Annotated in this window: 17 protein-coding genes; 10 read left to right on the plus strand and 7 right to left on the minus strand. The window is 70.3% G+C overall.

The window, feature by feature from the left end; translation table 11 throughout:
* Positions 1–690: dGTP triphosphohydrolase (dgt, locus tag DEIPH_RS09545; RefSeq protein ID WP_034357347.1), on the minus strand; the 690-nt coding region annotated here is incomplete at its 3' end.
* A gap of 86 nt (positions 691–776) precedes the next feature.
* Here dgt and DEIPH_RS09550 point away from each other — a divergent pair.
* Together DEIPH_RS09550 and ribF are read left to right on the plus strand one after the other, a co-directional pair.
* On the plus strand, positions 777–1,301 hold the full coding sequence (locus DEIPH_RS09550) for an NUDIX domain-containing protein (RefSeq protein ID WP_034357349.1): 525 nt from the start codon (positions 777–779) through the stop codon (positions 1,299–1,301).
* On the plus strand, positions 1,298–2,209 hold the full coding sequence (gene ribF, locus DEIPH_RS09555; RefSeq protein ID WP_034357351.1) for a riboflavin biosynthesis protein RibF: 912 nt from the start codon (positions 1,298–1,300) through the stop codon (positions 2,207–2,209). Before DEIPH_RS09550 ends, ribF begins: the two co-directional genes overlap by 4 nt.
* A gap of 491 nt (positions 2,210–2,700) precedes the next feature.
* Here ribF and DEIPH_RS09560 read toward each other — a convergent pair whose 3' ends face one another.
* Positions 2,701–3,243 (minus strand): DUF6174 domain-containing protein, encoded by a 543-nt coding sequence (locus DEIPH_RS09560; RefSeq protein WP_034357353.1) that lies wholly within the window; start codon positions 3,241–3,243, stop codon positions 2,701–2,703.
* A 96-nt stretch (positions 3,244–3,339) separates the two neighbouring features.
* Between DEIPH_RS09560 and DEIPH_RS09565 the strand changes: the two genes are divergently transcribed.
* The 6 genes from DEIPH_RS09565 to DEIPH_RS09590 all read left to right on the plus strand — a co-directional run bounded on the left by DEIPH_RS09565 (position 3,340) and on the right by DEIPH_RS09590 (position 9,555).
* Positions 3,340–4,191 carry a 1,4-dihydroxy-6-naphthoate synthase gene (locus DEIPH_RS09565; RefSeq protein WP_034357355.1) on the plus strand — a complete coding sequence of 284 codons (852 nt, stop codon included), beginning with the start codon at positions 3,340–3,342 and terminating at the stop codon, positions 4,189–4,191.
* 17 nt (positions 4,192–4,208) lie between these two features.
* Positions 4,209–4,844 (plus strand): lysoplasmalogenase, encoded by a 636-nt coding sequence (locus DEIPH_RS09570; RefSeq protein ID WP_051517287.1) that lies wholly within the window; start codon positions 4,209–4,211, stop codon positions 4,842–4,844.
* Positions 4,845–4,934: 90 nt separating this feature from the next.
* Entirely contained in the window at positions 4,935–6,212 is a 1,278-nt protein-coding gene (locus DEIPH_RS09575; RefSeq protein WP_034357357.1) for a PQQ-dependent sugar dehydrogenase, read from the plus strand.
* On the plus strand, positions 6,212–7,633 hold the full coding sequence (locus DEIPH_RS09580) for a superoxide dismutase family protein (RefSeq protein WP_034357360.1): 1,422 nt from the start codon (positions 6,212–6,214) through the stop codon (positions 7,631–7,633). The genes DEIPH_RS09575 and DEIPH_RS09580 overlap by 1 nt, the downstream gene beginning before the upstream one ends.
* Before the next feature lie 154 nt (positions 7,634–7,787).
* Positions 7,788–8,726: an ABC transporter ATP-binding protein gene (locus DEIPH_RS09585; RefSeq protein WP_034357362.1), complete on the plus strand. Its 939-nt coding sequence runs from the start codon at positions 7,788–7,790 to the stop codon at positions 8,724–8,726.
* A gap of 55 nt (positions 8,727–8,781) precedes the next feature.
* A complete protein-coding gene (locus DEIPH_RS09590; RefSeq protein ID WP_034357364.1) occupies positions 8,782–9,555 on the plus strand; it encodes an ABC transporter permease in 774 nt (257 codons plus the stop codon).
* Between the two features lie 54 nt (positions 9,556–9,609).
* Here DEIPH_RS09590 and DEIPH_RS09595 read toward each other — a convergent pair whose 3' ends face one another.
* Positions 9,610–10,089, minus strand: coding sequence for a GreA/GreB family elongation factor (locus tag DEIPH_RS09595; RefSeq protein ID WP_034357367.1), 480 nt, complete (start codon positions 10,087–10,089; stop codon positions 9,610–9,612).
* Between the two features lie 209 nt (positions 10,090–10,298).
* Between DEIPH_RS09595 and DEIPH_RS09600 the strand changes: the two genes are divergently transcribed.
* Positions 10,299–10,877: a hypothetical protein gene (locus DEIPH_RS09600; RefSeq protein WP_034357370.1), complete on the plus strand. Its 579-nt coding sequence runs from the start codon at positions 10,299–10,301 to the stop codon at positions 10,875–10,877.
* Positions 10,878–10,944: 67 nt separating this feature from the next.
* On the opposite strand, the gene mglA is transcribed toward DEIPH_RS09600, so the two are convergent.
* Positions 10,945–11,535, minus strand: a complete 591-nt coding sequence (mglA, locus tag DEIPH_RS09605) for a GTPase MglA (protein WP_034357372.1) — start codon at positions 11,533–11,535, stop codon at positions 10,945–10,947.
* 23 nt (positions 11,536–11,558) lie between these two features.
* Entirely contained in the window at positions 11,559–12,044 is a 486-nt protein-coding gene (gene mglB / locus DEIPH_RS09610; RefSeq protein ID WP_034357374.1) for a GTPase-activating protein MglB, read from the minus strand.
* A 132-nt stretch (positions 12,045–12,176) separates the two neighbouring features.
* Here mglB and DEIPH_RS09615 point away from each other — a divergent pair, with 132 nt between their 5' ends.
* The gene (locus tag DEIPH_RS09615; RefSeq protein WP_034357377.1) at positions 12,177–14,024 is read left to right on the plus strand and encodes a phosphodiester glycosidase family protein; all 1,848 of its coding nucleotides are present in this window, start codon (positions 12,177–12,179) and stop codon (positions 14,022–14,024) included.
* A 28-nt stretch (positions 14,025–14,052) separates the two neighbouring features.
* On the opposite strand, the gene DEIPH_RS09620 is transcribed toward DEIPH_RS09615, so the two are convergent.
* Complete coding sequence (locus DEIPH_RS09620) at positions 14,053–14,595, minus strand: 3'-5' exonuclease (protein WP_034357379.1); 543 nt, start codon at positions 14,593–14,595, stop codon at positions 14,053–14,055.
* Positions 14,596–14,662: 67 nt separating this feature from the next.
* Complete coding sequence (locus DEIPH_RS09625; RefSeq protein WP_081790862.1) at positions 14,663–15,208, minus strand: NADPH-dependent FMN reductase; 546 nt, start codon at positions 15,206–15,208, stop codon at positions 14,663–14,665.
* Positions 15,209–15,248 lie beyond the last annotated feature (40 nt).

The following is a 15,248-nucleotide window of genomic DNA, read 5'->3' on the forward strand; positions in this document are numbered from 1 at the left end:
GAGGTGGGGCGACTGGAGGGGCACCCTGGACAGCAGTTCCCGCCACAGCGGCAGCGCCTCCAGTGCTCCGGGCGTCAGCAGGCCGCTGCGCAGCCCGTCGTCGAGGTCGTGCGCCGTGTAGGCCAGCGCGTCGGCGGCGTCCACCAGTTGCGCTTCCAGGCTGGGCGGTCCCAGGCCCGCGCGGTCATGCTTGTTCAGGCCGTCGAGCGTGTCCAGGGTGAGGTTCAGACCGGGAAAGTCCGGATAGCGGTCCTCCAGCCGGGTCACGATGCGCCGGGCCTGCGTGTTGTGGTCGAAGCCGCCGTGCCCGGCCATCAGGCCGTCCAGCACCCGCTCACCCGCGTGCCCGAAGGGGGGATGCCCCAGGTCATGCGCCAGCGCCAGCGCCTCCGCCAGCGTCTCGTTCAGGCCCAGGGTCAGCGCCACCGAGCGGGCCACCTGCTGCACTTCCAGCGTGTGGGTCAGGCGGGTGCGGTAGTGGTCGCCCTGCGCGTTCAGGAACACCTGCGTCTTGTATTCCAGGCGGCGGAACGCCGTGGTATGCAGCACCCGGTCACGGTCCTTCTGGAAGGCGGTGCGCGTCCCGCTCCCGGGCTCGGGGTATTCCCGCCCGCGTGAACGGCGGCTCAGCGTGGCATAGGGCGCGAGTGTGGCGGCCTCGCGGGCCTCCAGGTCGGCGCGGGTGAACATGGGGGGATTGTGGCAGAGAGGGCAGAACAGACGGCAGAGGGCAAAGGCTTAACCTGATCCCTGGCCCGCTGCTTTACATTGCCCCCATGAGCGACGCAGGCAAGAGCCGTCCGGACACCCAGGTCATCTACGACGGCCACATCGTGCGGCTGGAGGTGCTGGAGGGCAAGTGGGAAGTCGTGCGGCACGCGGGCGCGGTGGCGATCCTGGCCCTGAACGAACAGGGTGAGATGCTGCTGGTGCGCCAGGAGCGCCGGGCCATCGCGGCCACGACGGTGGAAGCCCCGGCCGGCCTGATCGACGACGGCGAGACGCCCGAGGCCGCCGCCCGCCGCGAGCTTCAGGAGGAGGTGGGCCTGGACGGTGACATGACGCTGCTGACCCACTTCTACTCCAGCCCCGGCTTCTGCGACGAGGACCTGTACGTCTACCGGGCGCGCAACCTGCGCGAGAGCAAATTGCCCCAGGACGAGGACGAGGACCTGGAGGTGCTGTGGCTGCCGCCCCAGCAGGTGCTGGACGGCCTGCGCGAAGGCACCTTGCAGGGCAGCGCCAGCACGGTCACGGCGGCGCTGTACGGCTTGCAGGCGCTGGCGCAGGACCGGCAGTGAAAACCTACGTCTCCCCCACCCAGCGCCCCGATACGGAAACGGTGGTCGCCATCGGGTCCTTCGACGGGGTGCATCTGGGGCACCAAGCGCTGCTCGCGCAACTCAAGGCGAAGGGCCGCGAACACCGGGTGCCCACCGTCGTCTACACCTTCGACCCGCCCACCCGCGTGCTGACGCAGGGCGTGGAGTTCCTGTCCACCCTGCCCGAAAAGCTGGAGTTGCTGGCCCGTTACGGCATCGACGAGACGGTGGCGGTGCCCTTCACGCCCGAATTCGCCGCGCGGCCCAAGGAGGCCTTTCTGGACGACCTGCGGGCGCTGCGGCCCCGCGCGGTGGTCGTGGGCGAGGACTTTCACTTCGGGCGGGGCCGGGCGGGGGGCGTCGCGGACCTGCGCGAAGTGACGCGCGAGGTGGTGGCCCTGCCCATGCACCAGCTCGGCGGCGACGACATCAAGAGCACCCGCATCCGCGAATACCTGAAGGTGGGCGACGTGGAAGGCGCGGCGCGGCTGCTGGGCCGCCACTACGACGCGCAGGGCGTGGTGGTGCAGGGCGACCGCCTGGGCCGGACCATCGGCTGGCCCACCGCGAATATCCGCGTGCCGGAAGGCAAGGCGCTCCCGCTGGGTGTCTTCGCGGTGGTGGCCCTCACAGAGCGGGGGCCGGGGCACCAGCAGCGCTGGCACGGCATGGCAAACGTAGGCTCCCGGCCCACCGTGAACGGCATAGGGCGGCGCTTCGAGGTCCACCTCTTCGACTTCGAGGGCGACCTCTACGGCGAGGAACTGGACGTCAAGTTCTTCGCGAAGTTGCGCGGCGAGCAGAAGTTCGGCAGCCTGGACGAACTGAAGGCCCAGCTCGCGCGGGATGCGGAGGCGGCGCGGGCGGCGCTGGAGGGAGTGCGGTAGGGAAGAATGGAGGGGGCTGGGGATGGTGAGAGCAAGCGTTCCTTGCCACCCCCCTCCCGACCTCCCCACAAGGGGGGAGGAGGAAGAGCGCCCCAAGCAGTTCCATTCTCTCCCTCAGCGCTTGGCAAGTCGCAAAAGCTCTGCCTCGTTCACTCGCTGTCTTGGGCACAACAGCACCCGTGTGGGGCCTGCCCCTTGCCCCCCTGCTCGGTCAGGTCCCTTTTTGACAACTGCCCTAAAACCGGGTCAGTCGGCGGCCGGTTCTTGCCTTCCAGGTCCACTTTCCAGGCAACGGAGCCGTTCGGGCCGCCAGGCCCGAGGCCTTCCAGATGGGCGAAGGATGGCGTCGAGGCCGGAACCGGGGCCGGGCAAGCAACGCCGGAAACGTCCGGAACGACTCTTGCCCAGCGCAGCGCCTCTCCCCCTACCCGGCGGGGTAGGGGGCCGGGGGGTGGGGATAACCAGGCCAGAGCAACCCCACCGACCCACCCTCAGGGCCGCGTGAAGTTCATGATCCGCCACTCGCCCCAGCCGTCCGCCAGGTTCACTTCCCGGCTGCCACTGTAGAGGCGGGTGGGGTGGCCGTCCCGGGGGTCGTATTCGGTTTCGACCACGGGACACTTCTGCCCCTGCTGGCCGCGCAAGGTCTGGGCGATGGCGGCGAAACGGTCCTCGACCGTGGCGCGGGCCTGGCCGCCCGGTTCGCCCGTCTGTCCGGCCTTGAGGGTCACGCCCTGCACGGCCCCACCGCGCACGGTGACGCGCACATCCGGGAAGGCGACCGGCGCGGCGATCTGCGCGAAATCGTAGCTGTAGTCGCGCACGCCCGCCGCCGTCCACCGCGCGCGGGCCGCCGTCAGGTCCCGCTCCAGCGCGGCGAAGTCGGGCCGGGTGTAGCCGGGCGCGCAGGGGCCGCCGCTGCTGAGCGGAACCGACGTGTCGGTGGTCGTTTGTGGCGCCTGCTGACCCATCTGGGCGGGCGTGCAGGCGGACAGGGCACAGAGGGCAGGCACCAGCAGGAGGGACCGAAGCATGTGTCAGGGTAGTCAGTCCTCCTGACAGCTTCGTGATGACGGCCTCAGCCGGACGCCGGGGCAGGTGCCCGCGCCGGCCGGGCGTACCCTGGACCCATGACCACGGCCCCCTCCCCTCTCGGCACAGCCTCTCTCGACCTGGGCTATTCCTTCTGCCCCAACGACACGTTCATCTTCTACGCGCTCCAGGCGGGGCGGGTGCCCTCGCCGCTGCCCGTGCGCGAGGTGCTGGAGGACGTGCAGACGCTCAACGACTGGGCGGTGGCGGGCCGCCTCCCCATGACCAAGATCAGCTACCGCGCCTATTTCGACGTAATGGACCGCTACGTGGCCCTGCGCGCGGGTGGGGCGCTGGGGCGCGGCGTGGGGCCGCTGGTAGTGGCGCGGGAGCATCTGGGCGACCTCAACGGCCGCACGGTGGCCTCGCCCGGCGCACTGACCACCGCCGAACTGCTGCTGCGCCTCGCCTATCCGGAAGTCCGCCTGACACACATGCGCTACGACGAGGTAATGCCCGCCGTCGCGCGCGGGGAGGTGGACGCGGGCCTGATCATCCACGAGTCGCGCTTCACGTACCCGCAGCACGGGCTGGTGCGGCTGCTGGACCTGGGCGCGTGGTGGGAGGGCCAGACGGGCCTGCCGCTCCCGCTGGGCGCGATTCTGGTGCGCCGTGACCTGCCGCTGGACATACAGCGCGGGCTGAATGCCGCCGTGCGCGCCAGCCTCGAATATGCCCACGCGCACCCGCAGGAGCCGATGGGCTACATCCGCCAGCACGCGCTGGAGATGAGCGACGACGTGATGCGCGCCCATATTGACCTGTACGTGAACGACTTCAGCCTGGATGTGGGCGCGGAAGGTGAACGAGCGGTGCGCGAACTGCACCGCCGCGCGGTGGCGGTGGGCGCGGCCCCGGCGTCTGACCTGCCGCTGTTCGTGCCGGTCTGACCCCGTAGGCTGGGGTGGTGCCCCCTCGTTCCTTCCACCCCGCCCTGGCTCTGCTCGCGGCGGGGCTATTCTTGCTGGCCGCCCAGCTCCAGCTGCCCGGCCTGCGCCTGCTGACCAAGGCCCTGCCCGCCGCGCTGCTGGCGGTCTGGGTGTGGCGCGCGGCCCCGCCCGGCCTGGTGCGGCGGTGGCTGGCACTGGGGCTGGGCCTGGGGGCGCTGGGCGACCTGTTGCTGGAGTGGCCCGGCGACCTGTTCGTGCCGGGGCTGCTGGCCTTTTTGCTGGCCCATCTGGCCTACCTGCGTGGCTTTCTGACGGGCACGCGGCGGCCGGCCTGGGGCGGGTTGCTGGGAGCGGCTGCTTATGGCGCGGCGCTGCTGGGCCTGCTGGTCGCGCGGGGACAACTGGGCGAGCTGCGAAGCCCCGTGCTGATTTACGGCATTGTCATCACTCTGATGCTGTGGCGGGCGCTGGCGGTGGGAGGTCTGGCCGTCTGGGGCGCAGCATTGTTCGTACTGAGTGACAGCCTGATCGCGGTAGACCGCTTCGTGACGCCGCTTCCGGCGCGCGACCTCGCCGTCAACGGGCTGTACTGGCTGGGACAGGGGGGACTGGCCTGCTGGGCTATTCGCGGGGGACGCCGCCCCACTTCTTGAGCAAAACCTGAGAAGAGGCTCAGAAGGTGAGCAGAGCCGGAAAGCGGTGTTTCGCCCCCGTGTGATTCTGCGGGGCGGAGGACGACTCACATGCGTAAACCCCTGCTCGCCGCCCTGACGGTGGCTCTGGCGGGTGCCTTTTCGGCGCTGGCCCAGACCGCCATCCCGCTGACCGGCCCGTTTCCCGGCCAGCCCACCCCGCCCACACCGCGCCCCCTACCCGCACCCGAAGCGCCGGTCACGGTCACGGCCACCCGCAACGAGCCGACTGCGCTGGGCTTCACGCCCGACAAGCTCGCCCGGCTGAAGGTCCCGGCAGGGTTCACGGTCACGGTGATGGCGTCCGAACTGGGCAACGCCCGCTCGCTGCAAACCATGCCCGACGGCGGTGTGTACCTCTCGCGCACCAAGCAGAACGACATCTGGTACCTGAAGGATGTCAACAAGGACGGCAAGTTCGACGCGGGCGAGCGCCGCCAGGTGGCCTCCAACCTCAGCCTCGTGCACGGGATGGACGTGAAGAACGGCAAGCTGTACGCCATCGGCCAGCACGACATCTGGGTGATGGACATCGCCAAAGACGGAACGCTGAGCGTGCCGCGCGTGTTCGCCACTCAACTTCCCGACGTGGGGCAGCACTCCGCGCGCGGCGTGAAGTGGGGGCCGGACGGCTTCCTGTACGCCTCCATCGGCTCCACCAACAACGACGCGGCCCCGCAGAACCCGGAGGAAGCGACCATCCTGCGCCTCAGCCCCGACGGGAAGTGGCGCGAGGTGTACGCGCGCGGCCTGCGCCACACCATCGGCTTCGGGTGGCAGCCCGTCACCAAGACGCTGTACGGCATGGACCAGGGGTCCGACTGGCACGGCGACAACATCCCGCCCGAGGAGCTGAACGTGATTCAGCGCGGCCGGGTCTACGGCTGGCCCTACTGCTACGGCGACAAGCAGCCCGACCCCTACGCCAACTCCAGCACCATCCCCGGCCTGATCAGCAAGACCGACTACTGCAACCGCACCCAGGGCAGCCTGCTGAACTACACGGCGCACGCGGCGGCCATCGACATGACCTTCTACACCGGCAACCAGTTCCCGGCCGAGTACCGGAACGACGCCTTCGTGGCCTTCCGCGGCTCGTGGAACCGCAACGAGCCGAGCGGCTACGAGATTGCCCGCGTGGACTTCGACGCGCAGAACAGGCCCGTGTCCATCACACCCTTCGTGAGCGGCTTCGTGTTCCAGGAGCAGGGGCAGTGGAAGCAGTTCGGGCGCGTGGCGGGCGTGGCCGTGTACAACGACGGCAGCCTGCTTTTCACCGACGACCAGAGCGGCGTCATCTACCGCGTGCGCTCCACGGGAGGCCAGTGATGAAGAAGCTCCAGATGCTCGGCCTGCTGGCCCTGGCGGCGGCCCTGGGCAGCGCCTCGGCGGGCGGCATGCAGCCCATGATGCCCATGGCCCCGGCGAGCGCGCCCCTGAGCGCCACCGCCGCCATTCGTGACGCGGCGGGCCAGGTGCGGGGGAGCGCGGCCTTCAAGCAGATGGGGATGGGCGTGCAGGTCACAGTGGAGGTGCGCGGCCTGCCCCCCGGCGGTCACGGCATGCACGTCCACGAGTACGGCAAATGCACTCCCGGCGTGGACTCGGCCACCAACACGGTCGTGCCCTTCGGCGGGGCGGGGCCGCACTTCGACCCCGGCATGAGCAAGAACCACGACGACCCCCAGGCCATGAACAAGTACGGCCACGGCGGCGACCTGCCCATGCTGATGGTGGGCGCGGACGGCGTGGGCCGCCTGACCTTCACCACCGACAAGGTCAGCCTGACCGGCATGAACGGCGTCCTGAACCGCGCGCTGGTCGTCCACGCCATGCCCGACGACTACAAGACCGACCCGGCGGGCAAATCGGGGATGCGCGAACGCTGCGGCGTGATTGTGCGCGACAACTTCAGCGTGCGCGACTATGCGTTGCCCGACCACCTCTCCTATCCGGAAGGCCTGGCCTACGATACGAAGAAAGGCGTCCTCTACACCGGCAGCGCCTCCAACGGCACCATCTACGCGGTCAACGTGCAGAGCGGCACCGTCAGCAAGTTCAGTGAGGGCGGCTCGCTGGGCCGCCGGGTCGCGCTGGGGATGAAGGTGGACCCGCAGGGCCGCCTGTGGGTCGCGGGCGGGCAGCAGGGTACGGTCAGCGTCCTCTCGCCCGACGGCATGATCCTGAACGTGCTGGAAACGCCCAAGAGTCCGGTGCCGTACCTCAACGACCTGGCCATCGCGCCAGGCGGCAACGTGTACGTGACCGACTCCTTCCGCCCGGTAATTTACCGCGTGGACCGCGACATGAATCTGACGGCGTGGCTGGACCTGGGCAAGACGCCCATCAAGTACGGCCCCGGCATCAACCTGGACGGCATCGTCGTGACGCCCGACGGCCGCTACCTGCTGACCAACCAGCTCAACACGGGCGACCTGTGGCGCATCGACCTGCGCACGAGGGCCGTGAAGAAGGTCATGGGCGGCCTGAAGAACAGTGACGGCCTCCTGCTGGACGGCCACACGCTGTACCTGGCCCGCAACAAGGACCAGGTGGTCAGCCGGGTGAACCTCAGCGCCGACTACGGCAGCGGCACCCTGGCCGCCGAGGAACCTCTGGCGGGCCTGCGCTACCCCACGGCCCTGGTCATGCTGGGCAACGAGCTGGTCGTGACGCAAAGCCAGCTCGACAAGCTCCAGGGTGGCGCGCCCGAGGTCCCCTTCAAGCTGACCCGCTTCGGCAAGTTCTGAGCCGGAGGCTCTGGCGGGGAGGGAGGAGCGGCCTGGGTGCCCTCCTCCCTTTCGTGTGCCGAATGACGGATACGCCGCTCGCCTGCCATGCGCCCTGTTGCCCCGTCATGGCGCTGTAAGAATCTGGTGTGTCAGCTCACATTAGGCTGCGCGCGTGACCACGCCAGCCGCCCCGGCAGCCCCCGCCATCGAGGTGCGCGGCCTGCACAAGAAGTACGGGCCACACGCCATCCTGCACGACATTGACCTGACGGTGCAGCGGGGCGAGGTGTACGCCCTGACCGGCCCCAACGGCGCGGGCAAATCCACCCTGATCCGCACCGTGACCGGCCTCGCCTTTCCGAGCAGCGGTGAGGTGCGGCTGCTGGGCCGGGATGTCCACAACGACGGGCCGCGTGCCCGCGCACGGCTGGGCGCGGTGGTGGAGGCTCCGGCCCGGTTCTATCCGCAGTTCACCGGGACCCAGAACCTTCAGATTCACGCGGATCTCGCGGCGATGGCTCCGGGGGGGCCGCGTGTGGGTAAGGGCCGCATCCGCGAGGTGCTGGCGCTGCTGGAACTCACGCGCATGGAGGGCCGCAAGGTGGCCGAGTACTCGCTGGGGCAGCGGCAACGGCTGGGCGTGGCGAGCGCCATCCTGGCCGACCCCCAGGTCCTGATTCTGGACGAGCCGACGAGCGGCCTGGACGCCCTGAGCATCGGCCTGATTCACCGGATCGTGACCAGTCTGGCCTCAGGGGGCTGCGCGGTCGTGCTGAGCACCCACCACCTGCGCGAGATCGCCACCTACGCGCACACGGTCGGCATTCTGACCGGCGGGCGGCTGGTGGACACGGTGGATCTGCGTGCCCGGCAGGCTGCCTACCGCTTCCGGGTGGACGATCCGGTCGGCGCGGCGGGGCGGCTGGAACGGCTGCCCTTCGTGCAGCGGGTCAGCACCCGCACGCCGTACGCCGTCGCCCACCTGAGCAGTGACGCCCACGTCCCCGACGCGCTGGCCCAGCTCAGTGCCGGGGGCTTCCGCGTCTACGAGGCCAGCCCCGACCACTTCGACCTGTACGAGTACTACCGCGAGCGCGTGGAGCAAGCCTGATGCGAGTCAAGATGATGAAGGCATTCCCCCTTCTTTCCCGTTCCCGGGTGGCCGCGTGCTGACCCTGGTCCTGCTGGAGCTGCGCAAGCTGCTGGGCATGCGCAGCGCCCGCCTCGCGCTGCTGGTGTGCCTGCTGCTGCCGCTGCTGTGGCTGGTCGCGCCGCGCCTGAGCGCGCTGCTGAACGTGGCCCTGACGAGTGGCTGGCAACTCCCCGCCGTCAGCCTGGGCGTGCTGGTACAGTTCCTGCTGCCCCTCTTCATCGCCGTGACCTGCGCGGAGATGATCGGGGCGGAGGTCAGCCAGGGCACGCTCGCACCGCTGCTGCTGCGCCCGGTGGACCGCACCCGCGTGATCGTCGGCAAACTGATCGTGGCGCTGCTGTACCCGGCCCTCCTGATCGCTGTGCTGGTCGCCGGGTCGCTGCTGGCGGGCCTGGGCCTCGGCCTGGGAAGCTTCACGGGCGGCACCGGCCTGGGACCGGGCTACTTCGTGGGCGTGGGGCCACTGAGCAGCGGGGAGGCACTGATGCAGGTGCTGCGGGGCAGCGTTCTGGCCGCCGTGATGCTGATGCCGGTCGCCGCGCTCTCGCTGCTGTTCGGCGTGCTGTACCTCAACACCGCCGCCGCGGCCCTCGCCACCCTCGCGGCCCTGAACCTGCTGCGGCTGCTGGTGGTGTTCCCGGAAAACGTCCAGCGCCTGCTGCTGACCAGCCACTTCGACTTGTACGCCCGCCAGGGCAACGTCCTCCAGCCCCTCGTGCTGCTGCTGATCTACACGGTGGGCTTCGGACTGATGGCGGTCTATGCCTTCGACCGGCGGGACGTGTAGGCAGGGGAAGAGGCCCGGCAAAGGCCGTCCCCTTCCCCACGGTGCCCCGGCGCCCTATCCGCCGATGCTCTTGACCGTGTACTGCGCCCGGCGTGACCCCAGGTCCACCTCGAAGGACTCGCCCACGCGCCGCCCCAGCAGCGCCTTGCCGACGGGACTGTCCTCGCTGACCTGAGTCTCGCCTTCCGCGAGGGCGTCCACCTCGACGGCGCTGACGAGCTGAACCCGCAGTTCCCGGTCATGCCCGGTGTCCTGGAGGACCACGACGGACCCCAGGCTGACTTCCGCGCTGCCGCCCCGGGGTTCCTCCACGATCACGGCGCGGGCCAGCACGTCCTCCAGTTCCAGGATGCGCGCGTCCATGCCCGGCAGGTCGAACTGGGCGGCCTGGAGGTTGCGATCTTCGAGGTCGAGGGCGTCGTCCAGCGTGACCGACAGGCTCCTGAGGGCGTCCTCGCGGCGCTGGCGTTCCTTCTGGAGCGTCTCCTCCAGGCGCTGGTGACCTTCTGCCGTCATCTGAAGTTCTTCTGCCATCTGCCACTCCTCCCGTGGGGACCTGCACCCCCACCTGCCTCCCCATGATAGGCGGCCCCGGGGGCGCGGCCAGAGCCGGAACCTTCGGCCAGCCGTCACGACTTGCCCAAGATTTCTTTATCCAGCCGCCAGGACGAACCTCGCGCCGCACTCTAAGTTGGGGTGGGTTACCGGGGCCGGAAAGAGGCAGGTGGCTCAGGAGGAACACCATGACGCACAGAAAAGACCCCGCCGGCGGCGCGGGCCGGAACGGCGGCACCACGCCGGACGAGACCAGGCCAGACACGCAGACCACCCGCGATGACGGTCCGCTGACGCAGGATTACTCGCTGCCGGAGGACAACGACCCGGCCAACCAGGACGACCAGGCCAACGCCGCCGCCGTCCACGCCGCCCGCGACGAGGAGCACGACGACCTCCAGGTCAGCGGCGACGTGACCGGGGGCCGCCCCCGGACGGGGAGTGACGCGCTGGCGGGGGCCGGGGTCGTCTTCGACGACGGCATCGAGCCTTCCCTGCGGACCGAGATGCTGGACAACGCCGCCGCTTACATGGACGACACGCCGCCCGCCCGCGTGAACGACGAGCCGGGCTTCGACGACGGCGTTCCCAACAGCTTCTCGGACTTCAGTGTGATCACGCCCGAGAATCCCGGCGGGACCACCCGCCTGGCCGACCCCAGCAATGACGCGGGCGGGGAGGTCAAAGGCCCCCGGATAGGCGGCTCGGGCGGCATCGACGGCGGCCCCCCCCGGACCACGCCCCTGCCCGGCACCGACGAGGAGTAGCCCCTGTGGCCCAGGAAGAAAGCCCCGGACTGATCCTCCGGGGCTTCTTCCTGTTTTCGCGGCGGCTCTACTTGTTCTGCGACAGGCGGTCCAGCACCAGGCGGCTGACGCTCTTCAAGGTCTCGAACACGCCGCCCCCCGTGTGGGCGGTCGCCTCGAAGAGGGTCAGTTCCTTTTTGGGGTCGATCACGGCGCGGATCATCTCGGTGGGGAGTGCCCCCTCGATGTCGCGCTTGTTGACCTGGAGCACGATGGGCACGTCCCGCACGTCGATGCCGTGTTCGGCGAGGTTCTCGCGCAGGTTGCGCATGCTCTCGGCGTTGGCGCGCAGGCGGTTGGGGGCGCTGTCGGCCACGAAGACGATGCCGTCCACGCCGCGCAGGATCAGTTTACGGCTGGCGTTGTAGAACACCTGGCCCGGCACGGTGTACAGGTGAAAGCGGGTCTTGAAGCCCTGCACGGTGCCGAGGTCCAGCGGCAGGAAGTCGAAGAACAGGGTGCGCTCGTCCTCGGTCGCCAGGCTGACCATCTCGCCGCGCAGGTGGCCGGGCACCTTGGAAAAGACGTGCTTGAGGTTGGTGGTCTTGCCGGACATGCCGGGGCCGTAGTAGACGATTTTGCAGTTGATCTCGCGTGCGGCGAAGTTGATGGTGCTCATGGGTTCCCTCCTTCGGTCGGCCCTCAGCCGAGCAGGTCGTCGAGCAGGGCGCTGGCACCCTTGGAAAAGTCCTCACTGAACTGCACGGGCGGCGCGTCCTGAAGCTCGGCCAGAATCGCCGCGACCTGCGTGATGGTCTTCTTGGTGTGCACCTTGACGCGCCCCAGCGGCACGGAAACGTCGAAAATCAGGGTGAGCAGCGCCTGGTCACCGACCGACTCCACGTACAGGGTGCCCTGCTCGCCCTGGTGAATCTGCTCGCTGAAGGTGCGCTCGCCCAGCATGTTCGCCAGCGCGGCGGTCGCAGCGGCGTTGCTGGCGACCAGCGTGGCGACGCTGTCGAGCGCGGGCGGGCGCGGCGCCCAGAGGGCTTCTTTGTGGGACAGCACGAAACCCTTGCGGTCCACCAGCAGGCAGTAGCGCACGCCGGTCGCGCCCAGGAGTTCTTCCAGATGGCGGTCCACACGCTCGAAGGCGTCACCGTACAGGGCGAGAGAAGGTTCAATCATGTCCCCGGAAGTATAGGAGCGGTGTTCACACGGCAATCTGACAACGGGGGGAGCGCCGCGCGGCCCTCACCCGCCGCGCGGCGGAGGCGGGGTAGACTCCCGCCCGTGAACCCCGGACGGCTGGGATGGACGATGGTGCTGGCGCTGCTCGCGGGAGCGGGCGCGCGTCCGGTGGCGGTGGGCGGCGCCGTGCAGGCGGCGGCGGTGGAGTCGCGGATGCTGGGCGGCTCGGAGGCGCTGGCCGTGTGGACGCTGCCCCGGCTGGGCGTGGCGGTGCGCAACGACCCGCAGGACGTGCGGCTGCTGTACGGCGCGCGGGAACTGCGCTTCTCGCCGCAGCGGGGCTGGCGGGCAGTGGGCTTCACGCTGCCGGCAGGCGCACGGTTGGGCAGCCCGGAACTGGCTGGGGGCAGTCTGTACGTGCCGCTTGCGGCGGTGCGCGCACTGGGGGTGCGGGTGATCGCGGACGCGCCGGACCTGCTGGATTTCGCCGCCCCGGCGACCGTCCCGGCCGTGACCCTGCCGCCCTCGCCCGGCATGGACACCGCTGCCGTGCCCACCCCACCTCCGCCCACCCCGGCGCCCCCCAGGCCGGTGACGCCTCCCGCCGCCTCCCCTCCTCCGGCCCCGGTCGTGGCCCCGGCGGCGCACCTGGACACCGTGCACCTGGATACCGTGCGGGTCAGCCGCACGCTGTACCGCAGCGTGGAGGTGCAGCGGGTGGTGCTGGAACTCAGCGGGACCGTGCCGCAGCAGGTCGTGCGGGAAAGCGCCGGCCTGAGCGTGGTTCTGCCGGGCGTGAGCGCGACCCCCTCCAGCCAGACCCTGACCAGCGGGGACACCCTCAGCATCGAGCCGGGCGTGCCGGGCACGGCGGCGCAGACGACCGTGCGCCTGAAGACGGGCGGCGGCACCAGCGAGATCTTCACGCTGGAGGACCCTTACCGGGTGGTGATCGACACGACCACGCAGCTGGACCGTAATGTGCCGCCGCCCATCAACCCCGACGGTCTGCCCGACGGCGTGACCTACCGCGCCCGGGGAGGGCTGCACCTGCTGAGCTTCGATCCCTCGCGCTTCCAGCCGCGTGTGGTGTCGGCCCCGCTGGGCGCGTCACGGGACGTGGCGAGTCTGGTGCGGGGCGTGGGCGGCGTGGCGGGCGTGAACGGGGGGTACTTCGACCCGGCCAGCAGCCTGCCGGTGGACCTGGTGGCGGTCGGCGGCCTGATGACGGCCCCCAGCCTGGAAAAACGCGCCACCATCGGTTTCACGGGGCAGGGCGGCACCCTCTTCGGCTACCCCCGGCCCCGCTACGTGCTGAGCGGGCCGTTTGGCAGCGTCACCGTCAACACGGTGGGCGCGAAGGTGCGCCCCGACCTCCTGACCGCCTTCGTGGGCGACGGGCGGACAGCGGTGGGAGCGGACGGCCTGACCACGCTGTCCCTGCTGCCCGGCGCGTCGGCGGTGGGCCGCGCCGTCACCGGCCGCACCGTGCCGCCCGCCGGGACGCTGGCCCTCACCTTCGACCCGGCCCGCTTTCCGCAGTTGCCGCGCGCCGCCGGACAGCCCCTGACCGCCGCACTGAACTGGCAGGCGCAGGACGCCCCCTGGGAAACGGCCCAGGACGCCCTGAGCGCCGGGCCGCTGCTGGTGCAAGGCGGCCAGGTGGTCCTGAATCCGGCGCGCGAGGCCTTCAACACGGCCACGAACATCTGGCGGCCCACCCGGCAGGTCGCCTTCGGGGTGCTGGGGGGCCAGCCCACCATCGCCTATCTGGAATACGGCTCGCCGGAAACCTTCGCCGCCGCGCTCGCCGCCGCCGGGGTGCGCGACGCCGTGCGGCTGGACAGCGGCAGCAGCGCCACCGCCTACGTCACGGGCGGCTACGCGAACCTGGGCGGGTACCTCAACACCGTCTGGAGCCGCCCGGTGCCGAACGCCATCGTGTTCGTGCCGAAGGGACAGAACGCCCGGAAGTGAGGTCGCGGGGCCGCCTCCCCGGCCGACCTCAGCCCGTTACCTTCAACCGCTCCATCAGGCGCACGAACGCCTGCGCCGTCACCTGCACGTCGCCCAGCGAGCGGTGCCGCGCCCCCGGCGCGAAGGTGAGGTCGAGGCGCTGGGCCAGCACGTCGAGGTTATGCGCGCGCTCGCGGGGAAAGGCGCGGCGGGAAAGCTGCACGGTGCAGTATTCGGTCGGGGGCGACCAGACCAGGCCGTGACGCCGGGCGGCGGCGCGCATGAAGCCGCCGTCGAAGCCGACGTTGTGGGCCACTACCGCCGCGTCCCCCACGAAGTCCAGAAACTCGGGCAGCACCTGCGAAAGGTCGGGCGCGCTGCGCACCATCGCGTCGCTGATGCCGTGGACGCGCTGGGCGTGCCAGGGAATCCGCAGCAGTTCACCCGCCGGGTTCACGGGCCGCACCAGCGTCTCGAACTGTTCGGACTCCACCACCTGCCCGTCCCGGACGCGCAGCGCGCCGATTTCCACGATGGCGTCCCGCTCCGGCGAGAGGCCGGTGGTTTCCAGGTCGAACACGACGACGTTCACGCCCCTCAGGGTAGCGCGTCGGGCGAGGGGGAGGAGAAGCCGTCCCCCCGTGCGGCTCCCCTCCCGGTCAGTCTGCGCGGCGGGGCGTCTGCCGCACCTGCGCGGCGAGGGTCCTCAGAACGCCGGCCAGTTGTTCACGGATGGCCGGATCGGCAATCAGGCCATCCGGGCCGACGCTCGGGCGCACCACGGGAAGCCGCACACACGCCGCCTCGACGATGTTCACGCCCGTGTAACCGAGCACCTTCCGCAGCGAGGCATGGGCATCTGCGGCACCGGTCGGGGAATGAAGCCCTGAGGCGTTGATCCAGGCGGCGGGCATCCCGTAGGTTTCCCCGCCCCCCACGGTCCAGTCCAGCAGGTTCTTGAACGCCCCCGGAAGCGCCCCCGCATACTCCGGCGTCGAGAACAGAAGCGCGTCTGCCCGCTGAAGGGCGGCCCGCAAAGCCGCGACGGCAGGATGGAGGGGGGCGTGATCGTCGTCCGGGTTGAAGTGGGGTAGCCCGCCCAGTCCGGTATAGAGCACGGCCTCCACCCCCTGCGGCGCTCCGGCCTGCGCAGTTTGCAGCAGCGCGGTATTCGTCGAGCCAGCCCGCAGACTTCCCGAGATCATCAAAAGGCTTACCGTGCCCGTCACCTTGTCCAGCCTCCCG

It is taken from the genome of Deinococcus phoenicis, assembly GCF_000599865.1.
In the GTDB taxonomy this organism is placed as follows: domain Bacteria; phylum Deinococcota; class Deinococci; order Deinococcales; family Deinococcaceae; genus Deinococcus; species Deinococcus phoenicis.